Here is a 14,824-nt window from a genome sequence, read left to right as displayed (position 1 = left end):
AAACGGGGAAGCGGCGGAAACTGTAGGTGTCGCGAGCGCGAACCCCGCACCGATGACTTGGTTCGCCACCGACGCCGTCGACGGCCCGCACGCCAATCAGCCGGTCGCCACCACCGGCGCGTCGCCCGACGAGGCCGACGCCGCGGTGGTGCTCGCCCACGGCCGCGGCGCGACGGCCGAGGGCATCCTCGACCTCGCGGACGAGTTCCGGCGGGAGAACGTGGCGTACGTCGCGCCGCAGGCGGCCGGGAACGAGTGGTACCCGCAGTCGTTCCTCGCGTCCATCGACGCGAACGAACCGCACCTCTCGTCCGCGCTGGCGCTGCTCGGAACCGTCGTCGACGGCCTCGCGGCGGCGGGCGTCGCCCCCGAGCGAACCCTGCTCTCCGGCTTCTCGCAGGGAGCGTGCCTGACGACGGAGTACGCAGCGCGCAACGCCCGGCGGTACGGCGGCGTCGCCGGACTCAGCGGCGGTCTCATCGGACCGGACGGGACGCCCCGCGACTACGACGGGTCGCTCGACGGGACGCCCGTCTACCTCGGCTGTGGCGACCGCGACCCTCACATCCCCGTCGAGCGCGTCGAGGAGACGACAGCGACGTTCCGCGACCTGGACGGCGACGTGACCGAGCAGATATTCGAGGGGATGGGCCACGGCGTCGTCAAGCCGGAACTCGACGCGGTCGAGGCGATGCTCGACGTCCTGCTCGACGGCGGCGAGTGAGCGTTCGCGAGGCTCGGACGCGTACTCGACTCGTCGAAAATAGGCGGTCGTCCTGCGGTCACTCGTTCAGCGCTCGTCGAGCGGAACGAACTCCTGGCTCTCCGGACCGACGTACTTCGCCCGCGGCCGGATGAGGCGATTGTCGTCGTACTGTTCCAGGACGTGGCCGACCCAGCCGCCGACCCGGGACATGGCGAAGATGGGCGTGTAGACGTCGATGGGGATGCCCATCTGGTAGTACGTCGACGCGGAGTAGAAGTCGACGTTCGGCGCGAGGCCCTTCTCCTCCTGCATGTACTCCTCGATGGCGACGGACATCTCGTACCACTTCGTGTCGCCGGCGGCCTCGCCGAGTTCCTCGCTCTTCTCGCCGAGAATCTTGGCACGGGGGTCCTTGATGTTGTAGACGCGGTGGCCCATGCCCATGACCCGCTCGCCGCGGTCCAGCGCGTTCTTCACCCACTCGACGGGGTCCTGGTCGGCGTCGTCGACCTCCTTGAGCATCTTCATGACGTTCTGGTTCGCGCCGCCGTGCAGCGGACCGGCGAGCGTCCCGATGGCGCTGGTGATAGCGCTGTGCACGCCCGAGAGCGTGCTGGACGTGACCATCGACGAGAACGTTGAGGCGTTCAGGCCGTGGTCGGCGTGGAGCACGAGCGCCATGTCGAACGTCTCCGCGAGCACCTCGTCCGGCTCCTCGCCGTTGAGCATGTAGAGGAAGTTCTCGGCGTGGCCGAGGTCCTCGCGGGGCTCGACCGGTTCGTCGCCGTTCCGGATGCGGTCGAACGCCGCGATGATGGTCGGAATCTTGGCGGTGATGCGCCGCCCTTTCCGGAGGTTGGCCTCGTAGTCCTCCGGGTCCGTCTCGGAGTCGTCGGGGTCGTAGGCCGACAGCATCGAGACGGTCGTCTGGAGCGCGGCCATCGGGTCGGCGTCCGCTTCGGCCAGTCGGCGGACCGTCGACAGGACGTCCTCGTCGACGGAACGCTCGTCGGCCATCGACTCGCTGAACGAGTCGAGTTCGTCGCGATTCGGGAGGGAGCCGTGCCAGAGGAGATAGAGCACCTCCTCGTAGCTCGCCTCTCGTGCGAGGTCCTCGATGGCGTACCCGCGATAGATGAGTTTGCCTGCGTCACCGTCGATGTGACTGAGAGCCGACTCAGCGACTACCACGCCCTCCAGACCTTTCTTGACCTCGTCTGACATACTGTAAGAGTTGATTGGCAACCCCGAAAAGGATTATCGTTCGTGGCGGATGTGAATTCGGCGAACAGCTCGGTTCCCGTCGGAATCTCCGTGTAACGCCCCGCTCCCTCGCCGGCGAGAGGGTGGACGGGGCGATTCGCTCGGCGCGAACCGGTGGTGGACTGCAGCCCTCCGGGTCGCGCTACGAACGTTTTTACGAGCAGCCGACGAATCCCGACGTATGGATCCCGCGAGCGAGGTGGAGTACGAACCCAGGAGCGTCAAGGAGGTGCTCGCGGAGATGAAAGACACCGCGGAGCTGCTCATCGACCTCTCGTTCTCCGCAGTGCTCAACGGCAGCGACGACATCGCGACCGAGGTGCTCGACCTCGAAGACCGGATGGACGTGCTCCAGTTGCAGGCCCGGATGAGCCTGCTGATGGCGGCGCGGAGCCCGGACGACGCCGAAGAGCTCGCGCCGGTGCTCGGCGTCGTCGGCGCGGCGGAGAAGATAAGCGACGCGGCCGGCGACATCGCCAAGGTCGTCCTCGAGGACATCGGCCTGCCGGAAGCGATGCGCGCGTCGCTCCCGGAAGCCATCGAGACGCTCCTGCGCGCCGAAGTCGTCGACGGCTCAGAGCTGGAGGGGACGACGCTCGGCGCGCTGAACCTGGAGACCGAAACGGGCGTCCGGGTCATCGCCATCCACCGCGGCGGCGACTGGCTGCTCAACCCGGACAGGGACACCGACCTTCGCTCCGGCGACCGCCTGCTGTTGCGCGGGCCGGACGAGGGCATTGCGACGGTGTACGAGGCCGCGACGGGGACGGCGTACGAGTCGCCGGAGCCGCCGACAGACGACGACGCCGACCTCGAACGCGCCGTCGACTCCATCGTCCTGATGAAGAACATGAGCGAACTCGCGGTCGACCTGGCGTACGGGAGCGTCCTTTTCGACAGCGAGGGCGTCGCCGAGGAGGTCGTCGAACTCGAGGCGGAGGTCGACGCGCTGCAGTCGCGCTTCGAGGCGTGGGTGCTCCGGGCGGCCGCCCAGACCGACGACCCCGTCTCGCTGCGCGGACTCGTTCACCTCGCCAACAGCACCGAGGTCATCAGCGACGCGGCGGTCGAGATAAGCGAGGGCGTCCTCCGCGGACTGGGAACCCATCCGGTGGTCGAGCAGGCCCTTGAGGAGAGCGACGAGGTCATCGTCCGCGTCGAAGTCGCGGCCGGCAGCCGGTTCGACGGGACGACGCTGGGCGACGAGCGGGTCGAGACCGAGACGGGGATGCGCGTCATCGCGGTGCGCCGTCCGCCGGCGGACTGGGTCATCTCGCCGGGACCGGCGACGGAACTCGGTGCCGGCGACGTGCTGCTGGCGAAGGGAACCCGTTCGAGCGCGGAACGGCTCCGGGAACTCACCAGCTAGTCGACCTCGCGGGCCAGCCGTCGAGCCGACAGCGCCACGAGCACGGCCGTCACGAGTGCGCCGAGCGTCAGCGCCAGCACGACGCCGAGGGCGAGGAAGGTCAGGGGGCCGCCCGCCTGACCGCGGACCGACCCGACGACGCCGACCCTGAAGGCATACAGCAGCACCGCGACGGCGACGCCGACGGCGAAGCCGACCGCCGCGTTCCGGCGGACGTCGAGCGCCTCGACGAGGTTGTTCGCCGGTGGACGGTCGGGAACGTCCCGTTCCATGGGCGAGCGTTGGTCCGGTCGGTGAAAGGCGCGTCGGTCACGGGACGTCAGGCGTACGCGTCCAGTTCCCGGCCGAACGCGACGAAGTAGGCGACGCCTCCGAGTCCGACCACCGTCGCAAGACCGAACGCGAGCGCGGGACCGCCGACCGTCGCCCCGACGACGCGCGTCGATTCGAGTCCGTAGAGCCAGCCGCCGACCGCCGCGCTCGGAATCGTTATCGCGTTCCTGACGAGGTAGTACGACCCCACCACGCGGCCACCGGCGTCGGCCTCCGCCGGGCCGACGATGAGCGCCTTGTGCGCAGGGAGGCCGGCGAACCGCAGGCCGGAGGCGGCAAAGAGCAGCGTGACGAGCGCAGTCTCGGAGAGCGAGACACCGCCGAGCAGCGGGACGGTGACCGCGACCCCGCCGTCGGGCGCGGTGACCAGCAGGGCGGGGAAGACGGCGTAGACGACGAACCCGAGCGCGACGACCGGCTTGAGTCCGACGCGCTTTGCGAGCTTCGCGACGGGCACCATCGTCGCCAGTGCAACCGCCATCTCGACGGCCAGCAGTACGCCGAAGAACGCGTCCGGGCCGAGGTAGCCGACGACGGGCAGCGTCGCCGACACCTCGAGGTACTGCGTGACGACGAGGACGACGAAGACGTACACCATCCCGTTCCCGAATCGGACGAGCGTGTCGCCGACGAGCAGGGGCCGGAGCGTCGCGGGCATCGTCCGCAGGTCGTCGACCACCTGCGAGACGCCCTCGAACGACTTGCCGAGCGAGTCCTCGCTCGCCTCGTAGAGGACTCGCTGGGCGACGGTGGCGACGAGGCCGAACGCCGCAGCCACGCCGAGTACGTACCGGAATCCGGGGTCGAAGCCGTAGGCCGCGATGAGTCCCGCCGCCAGCAGCGGGCCGAGCAGGAACGCGGTCCGCCGGAACGTCTCGGTGCTGGCGAACCCCGTCGCGAGTTCGGTGGGCGGGACGCTCTGTTTCACGATGGCGAAGGTCGCGCCGAGTCCGAACGACTTCCAGGCCTGCGCGAGCGCGAGGCCGACGAAGAGCCAGACCCACGCCGGAACGCTCGGGACCGCGCCGAAGGCGGGCGCGCCGAACCACAGCAGGAAGCCGAGCGTCGACGCGAGGCCGAAGAGGGTGAGCGCGGTTCGCGAACCGATGCGGTCCGACAGCGCGCCGCCGGGGTAGGGGTAGACGGCGCTGATGAGGTTGCCGAAGCTCCCGTAGAGACCGATGACGACGCTCGTCGCGCCCAGGAACTCGAAGTACCGGCCCATGTACCGACCGGTCATCTGGAAGCCGAGGCTGAACGCGAACATCGCCAGCGAGAGGACGAGTACGTCTCGCTCCAGCGCCAGGAACTGCCGGAACGGAGCGAGCACGTCGACGCGCTCCTCGTCGGTCGCCATGTGCGGGGGTATGCGCGTTCCGTGGCAAAAAGATACGGTAGCTACGTGCACACACGGTTGGCTCCAGAGGAGATCTCCTCGCCCGACGAAAGGGCGAGAACGTAGTAGACCGAACGGCTAAAGGCAGTTCGGTCACGGTGTAACTGTAATGACAACGCTCGGAACGGCGAGCGCGGCCCCCGGGGAGATGGACACGGGCCGGCTTGCGGTCGGTGAGACGCGCGACGGGAGCCAGTTCGGCCTCCCGGTCGCCGTCGTCAACGGTGCCGACGTCGGAGACACCCTGTACCTCCAGGCAGTCAGTGACGGCGACGAACTCAACGGTCTCGGCGTCGTCCAGCGGGTCGTCCCGCAGCTCGACCCCAAGCAGCTCGCCGGCACGGTGCTCGTGGTCGGCGTCGTCAACTACCACGGCTTCCAGGTGGCGGAGCATCGCAACCCCATCGACGACACGAAGATGAACCGCACCTACCCCGGCAACGAATCCGGGACGTCGAGCGAACGCATCGCGGCGGCTACCTTCGAGGTGGCCTCGCGAGCGGACCTCGTTCTCGACCTCCACCAGGGTTCGACCAGTCGGATGCTCAACGAGGCGCGAGTGCGCTGTGGCCCGCGCCACCGCCTCCACGACGCGTGCCTGGAACTCGCGAAGGTGTTCGGCTGCGGGTACGTCCTGGACCAGAAGGGGCCGGACGGCCAGCTCGCCCGCGCTGCGCCGGACGAGGGCATCCCGACCATCGACCCCGAACTCGGCGGCTCCGTCGGCTGGGACGAGGAGAGCATCCGGTACGGCGTCGAGGGCGTGTTCAACGTCCTCCAGCACTACGGCTTTCTCGACGGCGACGTGGAACTCCAGCCCCAGACTCGGGCGACGGGATTCGACCGCTACGGCGCGCCCAGCGGCGGCGTCGTCGACTTCGAGAAGGACCTCGGCGACGCCGTGGAACCGGGCGACGTGCTGTTCGAGGTGACCGACGTGTTCGGCACGCTGAAGGCGGAGGTGACGGCGGACCAGCGGGGAATCTTCTGGCGCGCGCGTCGCCTCCCCCAGGTCGCCACCGGCGAGTACGTCTGTTCCGTCGGCACCGACGTGGACGAGTACTGAACGCCCGATTCGCGCCCGTCGTCCAACAAGTATTGATACGTGGAGCCGAAAGCCGGTAGTATGCCCTCCCCGCTCGTCTGTCCCGACTGCGGTGCGACCTACGACCCCGGCCCCGGGGAGCCGTGGCGCTGCGACTGCGGTCACCCCCTCGAGTTCGCCGAGCGCCCGCTCCCGGACGGCCCCGCCCCCGACTTCTCCGAACTCGACACGCGCGAGGGGCTGTGGGCATTCGAGGAGTTCCTCCCGGTCCGCCGCGTCGTCAGCCTCGGCGAGGGGTTCACGCCCCTGGCCGACGCCCCCGACTGGGACGCGCAGTTCAAACTCGACTGCGTGTTCCCCTCCGGGAGCTTCAAGGACCGCGGCGCGACCGTCACCCTCTCGCGGGCCGCGGAACTCGGGGTCGAGAGGGTGCTCGAAGACTCCTCGGGCAACGCCGGCGCGGCCATCGCCCAGTACGCCGCGCGGGCGGGAATCGACGCCGACATCTACGTCCCCGCGGACGTCAAGGAGTCCAAGCTGGCCGCCATCGAGCGCTCCGGCGCGACCACGGTGAGAGTCGAGGGGAGTCGCCAGGACGTGACAGACGCCTGCGTGCGGAGCGTCGAGGGCGCGGGGCGACGGCCCGCGGACAGCGAGAGCGGGCGAAGCCCGCGACAGTCGGGCGAGGGCTGGTACGCCAGCCACGCCTGGAACCCCGCCTTCTTCGCGGGGACGATGACGTTCGCCTTGGAGGTCGCGGCCCAGCGCGACTGGTCGGTGCCCGACGCCGTCGTCACGCCGCTGGGCCACGGCACGCTCTTCCTCGGCGCGTACCGCGGGTTCCGCGCGCTCGTCGACGCGGGCTGGACCGACGAGATGCCGCGCCTGCTCGGCGTCCAGGCGAACGGCGTCGCGCCCATCGCCGCGGAACTGCACGGCGACGCCGACGGCGAGCGCAACGACGTGGCCGACGGCATCCAGATAACCCGTCCGGCGCGCCGCGACCAGATACTCGACGCGGTCGAGGCGACCGACGGCGACGCCATCGCGCTCGACGCCGACGTCACCGACGACGCCCTGGACGCGCTCCGCCGGTCGGGCTTCTACGTCGAACCGACTAGCGCGGTCGCCGTCGCCGGACTGTCCGCCTACCGCGAGCGCGGCGTCCTCGGCGACGACGAGGACGTCGTGGTCGCGCTGACCGGGAGCGGGCTGAAGTCGTAGGTCGCGGCCCGACGCCGAACCCGGCGGAAGATACTTATACGATTCCGTAACTATCACGAGTGAGCACACGATGGCTGGTGGCTACTTTACACGCCGGGCGTTCGCCCGATAACCACCTAGCCCCAGCCATCGTCGACTTCCTGCCCACTCTCGCACGCCCCGGAGCCTCGCCTCCGGGCCGTTCGCGTCGCTCACGAACGCACCGCGAGCCGCGGCACCCTTCTCGACGCATGTCACGACAAGACTCAGAGTCACGAGTTGTGGTATCGCTGCCGGACGGTTCCGAACGCGTCTTCCCGGAGCCTGTCACGGTCGAAGACGTGGCCTACGACGTCGGTCCCGGCCTCGGCGACGACTGCGTCGCCGGCTTCGTGGACGGCGAGCTGGTCGCGCCCGAACATCGCATCGAATCCGACGTCGACCTCCGGGTGGTCACCCCCGACTCGGAGGCCTACCGTCGCGTCCTGCGCCACTCCGCCGCGCACGTCCTCGCGCAGGCCGTCCTGCGGCTGTATCCGGACGCGAAGCTCGCCATCGGTCCGCCGACGGACGAGGGCTTCTACTACGACTTCGACGGCGTCGACGTGGCGGAGGACGACCTCGACGCCATCGAGACCGAGATGCGGGACGTCGTCGAGGCCGACCACGATATCGTCCGCGAGGAGGTCTCGCCCGAGGAAGCCCGCGAGCGCCTCGCCGACCAGCCGTACAAGCGCGAGTTGCTCGACGACGTCGTCGACGCCGGCGAGCCGGTCACGTTCTACCGGCAGGGGGAGTTCGTCGACCTCTGTGCGGGACCGCACGTCGCGTCGACGGGCGACGTCGAGGCGTTCTCGCTGCTCGAAATCGCGGGAGCGTACTGGCGCGGCGACGAGGACGAGCCGATGCTCACGCGGATCTACGGCACGGCGTTCGAGTCCGACGACGACCTCGACGCCTACCTCGACCGGCGGCGGAAGGCCGAGGAGCGCGACCACCGGAAGCTCGGCCGGGAGCTCGACCTGTTCTCCGTGCCGGACCACTCGCCGGGCTGTCCCCACTACCACCCGAACGGGATGACCGTCCGCCGCGAACTCGCGGAGTTCATCCGCGAGAAGAACGCCGAACTCGGCTACGACGAGGTGTCGACGCCCGAACTCAACAAGGCCGACCTCTGGAAGCCGACGGGGCACTACGACGCCTTCCGCGAGGAGGGCGAGATGTTCGCGTGGGAGCAAGGGGGAACCGAGTACGGTCTCAAGCCGATGAACTGCGCGAACCACGCCTACCTCTACGACCGGCGGCGCTACTCCTACCGCGACTTGCCGGTGCGGTTCTCGGAGTTCGGCGACGTCTATCGCAACGAGCAGTCCGGCGAACTGTCGGGCCTGCTCCGCGTGCGCCGGATGACCCAGGACGACGGACACGCGTTCGTCCGCCCCGACCAGCTCGAAGCCGAACTGACGCGGACCATCCGCGTCATCGAGGACATCTACGACGAGTTCGGCCTCGAAGTCCTGTACAAGCTGGAGACGAAGGGCGAGAACGCGGTGGGCAGCGACGAGATATGGGAGACGGCGACGGACGCGCTGCGCGCCGCCCTCGACGCCGAGGAGCTCGCCTACGACGTCGAGGCGGGCGAGGCCGCGTTCTACGGTCCGAAGATCGGTCTCGACGTCCGCGACGCCATCGGCCGGGAGTGGACCATCGGCACCGTGCAGGTGGATTTCAACATCCCCGAGCGCCTCGACCTCGTCTACGTCGACGAGGACAACGAGGAGCGCCGCTCGGTCGCCGTCCACCGCGCCCTGCTCGGGTCGCTCGACCGGTTCATGGGTGTCCTGCTAGAGCATCTCGGCGGCGACTTCCCGACGTGGCTCGCGCCCGAGCAGGTGCACGTGCTCCCCGTCACCGGGGACGACCGCGAGTACGCCCGCGACGTCGCGGACGCGCTCGGCGAGTTCCGTGTCGACGTCGAGGACCGCGATTGGACGCTCGGCAAGAAGATACGCGCGGCCCACGACGACCGCGTCCCCTACATGCTCGTCGTCGGCAGCGAGGAGGCCGCCGAGGGAACCGTCTCCGTCCGGGACCGCGCGGAGCGCGAAGCGGGCGGCGTCGACCTCGCCGCGTTCCGCGAGCACCTCGACCGCGAGTGCGACGAGCGCCGACTCGAACCGGACTTCCTCGCGGACCGCTGACCGGCACCGCCGGTCGAGGTACACGCCCGTGTCTAGTCGTTCCCGGTTCGGCATCGACGTGTTCAAGGTTACGCGAACGTGAGGGTCGGGGTATGAACCGTGCAGAGAAGGCGAGCCTGCAATTGCAGGCCGTCTCCGTTCTCCGGATGTTGAAAGAAACTCGGACCTACGACGAACTCGCCGCGGTGACGGGACTCCCGGCCGGCGACCTGAACCGGTACGTGAACGGTCACGTCCTGCCGAGCGCCGACCGCGCCGAGACGGTCGTGTCGGGCGTCGGCCGCGAGGAACTGGCCGAGGAACTCCACGCGCGGACGCGACTCGACGCGGACGGGTACGTGGACAACTCCGCCGTCGTCTTCGACCAGTCGTTCCTCGACCTGGTCGCGCCCGTCGCGGCGGAGTCCTTCGACTTCGACCGCCCCGACGTGGTGCTGACGGCGGCGACGGACGGTATCACGCTCGCGTCGGCGATGGCGAGCTACTTCGGCGCCCGGTCGGCGTACGCGAAGAAGTCGAAGGAGACGGCCGTCGAGGAGTTCATCGAGTCGCGCCAGCGCCTCGCGTCGGGCATCGAACTCACCTACTACCTTCCGGCGTCGGCCATCGACCCCGGCGAGACGGTGCTCGTCGTCGACGACCTCGTCCGCTCCGGCGAGACTCAGGAACTCCTGCTCGACATCGCGGAGCGCGCCGACGCCGACGTGGGCGGCGTCTTCGCGCTCATCGCCGTCGGCGAGGAGGGCATCGAACGCGCCAAATCCTGTACGGACGCGCCGGTCGGCGCGCTCACCACGTTCGCGGAGTGAGCGTCGGGTCGCCGGGCGGCGGCGACGCCCCGTCGTCGCCAGCGGAATATGCAAATATGTGTATACGAATCCGTTCTCAGACGGAAATAGTTAAATGCTCTCTGTTCTGGTTGCTCAAACGTGCATCATGGGCGCGCTAGCTGACTACTTCGAGTTCGACGAACACGACACGGACCTCGCGACGGAGGTCCTCGCGGGAGTCACCACGTTCCTGACGATGTCCTACATCGTCGTGGTCAACCCCGCCATCATGACGATGTTCCCGGGCGAGAACGGCAAGCCGGGCATCGCACTCCAGAACTACTCCCCCATGGAGGTCCAGCAGATGCTCGCCGTCGTCACCATCCTGGCGTCGGCGGTCGCCATCTTCGTGATGGCGTTCTACGCCAACCGACCGTTCGGGCAGGCGCCCGGACTCGGTCTCAACGCCTTCTTCGCGTTCACCGTCGTCGGGACGCTGGGCATCCCGTGGCGGACGGCGCTGGCCGCCGTCGTGACGGAGGGCGTCATCTTCATCGTCCTCACCGCTATCGGCGCGCGGGAGTACATCATCCGGCTGTTCCCCGAACCGGTGAAGTTCGCCGTCGGGACCGGTATCGGCCTCTTCCTCGCCATCATCGGCCTGGAGGAGATGTACGTCGTCGTCGACGACCCGGCGACGCTGGTGACGCTGGGCAACATCGCCCAGGACCCTGTCGCGCTGCTGTCGGTCGCTGGCCTGTTCCTCACGCTCGCGCTGTACGCCCGGGGCATCCCCGGCTCCATCGTCCTCGGCATCCTGCTGACCAGCGCCGCCGGCTGGGTCGCGGCCTCGATGGGGTACGTCAGTCCGCATCCCGGAAGCCCGCTCGCGCCCAGCATCCCGGACCCCCAGTACGACATCACGCCGCTCTTCGGCGCGTTCCTCGACGGGTTCCGGAACGTCGACGCGTTCGCGTTCTCGCTCGTCGTGTTCACCTTCTTCTTCGTGGACTTCTTCGACACCGCCGGGACGCTGACCGGCGTCGGCCAGGTCGCCGGCTTCCTCGACGAGAACGGCAACCTCCCGGACATCGACAAGCCGCTGATGGCGGACGCCATCGGCACCACGGTCGGCGGCATCCTCGGCACCTCGACGGTGACGACGTACGTCGAGTCCGCGACGGGCGTCGAGGAGGGCGGTCGGACGGGCATGACCGCGCTCGTCGTCGGCCTGCTCTTCCTCGCGGCCCTCGCCGTCGTCCCCCTCGCCGCCGCGATTCCACTGTACGCCTCCCACATCGCCCTGGTGGTCGTCGCCATCATCATGCTCGGCAACGTCACCGACATCCAGTGGGACGACGTCACCTACGCCATCCCCGCGGGCATGACCATCCTCATCATGCCGCTGACGTTCTCCATCGCCTACGGCATCGCCGCCGGCATCGTCTCCTACCCCATCGTGAAGACCGCGACCGGCGAGTGGCGCGACGTGCGCCTCGGCCAGTGGTTGCTCGCGCTCGCGTTCGTCTTCTACTTCTTCGTCCGGACCAGCGGTTTCCTGCAGGGCCAGGTCTGACCGCGTCCCGTCCGCGGTCGTCTTTCGCTCGCTCCGGCGGTCGCCCGCGGTCCGCGAGCGATTCCCCGCAATTGACGGTTCCCCGCGACGAACCCGGCCTCGATGGACTCCCTCCCGCCGCGGCGCTGGCTCGTTCGCGGTGTCGTCGCCCTGCTGGTCGTCTCCCTGTTCGCGCCGGCCGTCACCGCGGGCGTCGGCTACCTCACGACGACGAGCGACCCGACGAACCTCCGCGCGTCGGTCGAATCGCCCGCGAACGGTACGACGGTCGTCAGCATCCAGGGGTTCCACTTCAGGGGGTACGCCAACGACCGGAAGCCGGCCCGCCTCGTCGCCGTCGGCCCGAAGGGGACCGTGCAGTGGGTCCACGACGGAACGGGGTTCGACGCGACGTGGTTCTACGACGTGGATCCGCTGGAGAACGGCAACCTGCTCGTCACCTCGACCGCGAAGGGGTCGACGCTCGTCTACGAACTCGACCCGCAGACCGGCGAGCGCGTCTGGACCCAGCGGCTACCCATCCACGACACCCACGACGTCGACCTCATCAACGGCGACCAGTTGCTCGTCGCCAACATGCGCGTGCCGAACAAGGGGGACCGGCTGTTCATCTACGACATGGGCGACGACGAGGTGGTCTGGCGCTGGCAGTTCGACGAGCACTTCCCGACGTCGGGCGGCGGCGGCGCTGGCGACTGGACGCACGTCAACGACGTCGACAAGATCGGCGAGGGGCGCTATCTCGTCTCGCCGCGCAACTTCGACCAGGTCATCGTCGTCGACCGCTCGACGAAGGAGATAACGATGCGGCTCGGGAGCGACGACGACCACGACGTCCTCTACGAACAGCACAACCCGCAGTACCTCGAGAGCGAGTCCGGCAATCCGACGATACTCGTCGCGGACAGCGAGAACGACCGCGTCGTCGAGTACGCCCGCCGGAACGGCACCTGGACCCGGACCTGGACGCTCTCGGGCGGGCTGAACTGGCCGCGGGACGCCGACCGCCTGCCCAACGGCAACACGCTCGTCGTCGACACGATGTACCAGCGCGTCGTCGAGGTGACTCCGAAAGGCGAGGTGGTCTGGGAGTTCTACGCGCCGTGGGCGCCGTACGCCGTCGAGCGGACGGCCTACGGCGACGAGGCCGGCGGACCGACGATGGCCGACCTGAACGTCACGGGGAACTACAGCGTCCACGGGAGCGCCGGCATCGCGCCGACCGCGGAGAAACGCACCGTCTCGTTCTGGGTGGTCGAGACGTTCTCGGGGACGCCGCTGGAGAACGCGGCCGACGAGTTCGCCCGTCGGTGGTCGCACGTCACGCCCTGGATTCGCCCCGTCTGGATGGGGAGCTGGGACTTCCTGTACGCGCTGGTCGGCCTCGGCATCCTCGTCGGCTGGAGCGTCGGCGAACTCGTCTACCAGCGCGACCGGATTCGGCGCACCGTCGGCCGGTACGTTCGCTGAGGGTCGGACCCGCCTACCCCGAGAGGACGGCCCGAGCCGCGAACAGCAGGTTCTCCTTGCGCTCCATGACCCGGCGGTAGAAGTACGACAGCCACTTGTCGCCGTAGGGGACGTACTGCCAGACCTCGTACTCCTCGGCGAGTTCGTACTGGGCGTCCTCGCGCACGCCCATCAGCATCTGGATCTCGAAGTCGGTGCCGTGTTCCTCGTGGAGTTCCGTCGCGTACTCTATCATCGCCGGGTCGTGGCTCCCGACCGCGATGCCACCGTCGAACTCCTCGAACATGAACGCTAGACCGTCCCTGTAGGCCTCGTTCACGCGCTCTTTGTCCTTGTACGCTATCTCCTCGGGTTCGTCGTACGCGCCCTTGACCAGACGGACCTTGCCCGGCACGTCGGCGAGTCGTTCGAGGTCCTCCCGCGTTCGCTTGAGATTCGCCTGGACGCAGACGCCGACGCCGCCGTCGTGTTCGTGGGCGAGTCGCTCGTAGGTGTCGAGCGTCGCGTCCGTCGTCTCGTGGTCCTCCATGTCCATCCAGACGAACGTGTCGCCGGACGCGTCGACGATGCGCTCCATGTTCTCGCGGTAGACGTGCTCGCCCACGTCGAGGCCCACCTGCGACGGCTTCACGGAGACGCACGCGGAGACGTTCGACCGTTCGATGTCCTCCAGCAGTCGGACGTACGCCTCGGCGTCCTCGTCGGCCGGTCCCCGGTCGTCGTAGTGTTCGCCGAGCAGGTTCAGGATGGCGTTGACGTTCCGCTCGTTCAGCGAACGAGCGTGGTCCAGCGCCGTCGCCGGCGACTCCCCGGCGACGAACTTGCTGGCGATCGGTGGTATCATGACCGGGGGTTTGCACCCCCGCATCTTATTAGTGTATAGTCCGCCCGTCCGTAATCGGGACCTCGATTCGGTCGGTAATCGCCCGTTTTGCCGCCCCGCCGTCGCCGGGAATCACGCCGTACGACGGTCACCTGCGAACCCACGTTCGGTCATAATCCAACTTACGGTCGAGTAAAGCTCCCTTCGTAGCGTAAACGGTCGCGGTCGTTTTCTGGACTCCTCGGCTACTTCGGAGCGCAGTGACCGCCGACAAATACGGTGAGAAACGATGACAGTCAACGGTAATCAGATCGACCTCGGCGCGGCGTCGCTACAGGACCCCGGACGTGGCGGTGAGGGGTACATGTTCAACAACCAGTTCCAGCCCGGCGCGCAGTTCGTGGTCGTCACGCCGTCTCTCGACTGGGCGCCCCAGGGCACTGGCGAAGGGCAACTGGGAACCGAGTTCAACACTCGAATCGTCCAGTACACTGGTGCGCGCAACCAGTTCGTCTTCCTGTTCCCGTACGGCGACGCGGAGGTCCAGGAGGGCCAGCGGTACACGCTCGGGGGCGACTGGGAGGACATCCAGGAGCAGGCCGACGACGGAGACCAGGTGAACTTCGTCAACGTCACGTTCAATCCGGTGTAGCAACGCGCGAAAATCCA

The 14,824-nt window shown here is 68.4% G+C and carries 13 protein-coding genes; 9 read left to right on the top strand and 4 right to left on the bottom strand.

What is annotated here, in order from left to right; genetic code table 11:
• Window positions 1-52: 52 nt before the first annotated feature.
• On the top strand, window positions 53-724 hold the full coding sequence (locus ACRYA2_RS12795; protein WP_433628576.1) for an alpha/beta hydrolase: 672 nt from the start codon (window positions 53-55) through the stop codon (window positions 722-724).
• A 66-nt stretch (window positions 725-790) separates the two neighbouring features.
• Here the strand turns inward: ACRYA2_RS12795 and citZ are convergent, their stop codons facing one another.
• Complete coding sequence (gene citZ / locus ACRYA2_RS12790) at window positions 791-1,930, bottom strand: citrate synthase (RefSeq protein ID WP_433628573.1); 1,140 nt, start codon at window positions 1,928-1,930, stop codon at window positions 791-793.
• A gap of 220 nt (window positions 1,931-2,150) precedes the next feature.
• Between citZ and ACRYA2_RS12785 the strand changes: the two genes are divergently transcribed.
• Window positions 2,151-3,338, top strand: a complete 1,188-nt coding sequence (locus tag ACRYA2_RS12785; RefSeq protein WP_433628571.1) for a potassium channel family protein — start codon at window positions 2,151-2,153, stop codon at window positions 3,336-3,338.
• On the opposite strand, the gene ACRYA2_RS12780 is transcribed toward ACRYA2_RS12785, so the two are convergent.
• Both ACRYA2_RS12780 and ACRYA2_RS12775 read right to left on the bottom strand, forming a co-directional pair.
• Window positions 3,335-3,610, bottom strand: coding sequence for a DUF7536 family protein (locus ACRYA2_RS12780; protein ID WP_113274443.1), 276 nt, complete (start codon window positions 3,608-3,610; stop codon window positions 3,335-3,337). The genes ACRYA2_RS12785 and ACRYA2_RS12780 overlap by 4 nt on opposite strands.
• Window positions 3,611-3,657: 47 nt before the next feature.
• Window positions 3,658-5,028, bottom strand: a complete 1,371-nt coding sequence (locus ACRYA2_RS12775; protein WP_433628567.1) for an MFS transporter — start codon at window positions 5,026-5,028, stop codon at window positions 3,658-3,660.
• Between the two features lie 148 nt (window positions 5,029-5,176).
• On the opposite strand from ACRYA2_RS12775, the gene ACRYA2_RS12770 reads away from it, so the two are divergent.
• From ACRYA2_RS12770 to ACRYA2_RS12745, 6 genes are all read left to right on the top strand, one after another.
• Window positions 5,177-6,133, top strand: a complete 957-nt coding sequence (locus ACRYA2_RS12770; protein ID WP_433628564.1) for a succinylglutamate desuccinylase/aspartoacylase family protein — start codon at window positions 5,177-5,179, stop codon at window positions 6,131-6,133.
• A gap of 60 nt (window positions 6,134-6,193) precedes the next feature.
• On the top strand, window positions 6,194-7,336 hold the full coding sequence (locus ACRYA2_RS12765) for a pyridoxal-phosphate dependent enzyme (RefSeq protein ID WP_433628562.1): 1,143 nt from the start codon (window positions 6,194-6,196) through the stop codon (window positions 7,334-7,336).
• A gap of 230 nt (window positions 7,337-7,566) precedes the next feature.
• The gene (gene thrS, locus ACRYA2_RS12760) at window positions 7,567-9,516 is read left to right on the top strand and encodes a threonine--tRNA ligase (protein ID WP_433628559.1); all 1,950 of its coding nucleotides are present in this window, start codon (window positions 7,567-7,569) and stop codon (window positions 9,514-9,516) included.
• A 92-nt stretch (window positions 9,517-9,608) separates the two neighbouring features.
• On the top strand, window positions 9,609-10,325 hold the full coding sequence (locus ACRYA2_RS12755; RefSeq protein ID WP_113274438.1) for a phosphoribosyltransferase family protein: 717 nt from the start codon (window positions 9,609-9,611) through the stop codon (window positions 10,323-10,325).
• Window positions 10,326-10,452: 127 nt separating this feature from the next.
• Complete coding sequence (locus tag ACRYA2_RS12750; protein ID WP_433628556.1) at window positions 10,453-11,862, top strand: NCS2 family permease; 1,410 nt, start codon at window positions 10,453-10,455, stop codon at window positions 11,860-11,862.
• Window positions 11,863-11,964: 102 nt separating this feature from the next.
• Entirely contained in the window at window positions 11,965-13,332 is a 1,368-nt protein-coding gene (locus tag ACRYA2_RS12745) for an aryl-sulfate sulfotransferase (RefSeq protein ID WP_433628554.1), read from the top strand.
• Between the two features lie 13 nt (window positions 13,333-13,345).
• Here ACRYA2_RS12745 and ACRYA2_RS12740 read toward each other — a convergent pair whose 3' ends face one another.
• Window positions 13,346-14,176 carry a proline dehydrogenase family protein gene (locus ACRYA2_RS12740; RefSeq protein WP_433628552.1) on the bottom strand — a complete coding sequence of 277 codons (831 nt, stop codon included), beginning with the start codon at window positions 14,174-14,176 and terminating at the stop codon, window positions 13,346-13,348.
• Window positions 14,177-14,444: 268 nt separating this feature from the next.
• On the opposite strand from ACRYA2_RS12740, the gene ACRYA2_RS12735 reads away from it, so the two are divergent.
• Entirely contained in the window at window positions 14,445-14,807 is a 363-nt protein-coding gene (locus ACRYA2_RS12735) for a hypothetical protein (RefSeq protein WP_433628550.1), read from the top strand.
• Window positions 14,808-14,824: the final 17 nt, after the last annotated feature.

Source organism: Halomicrococcus pelagicus (genome assembly GCF_050954125.1).
This window is presented reverse-complemented; position numbering and strand designations above follow the sequence as displayed.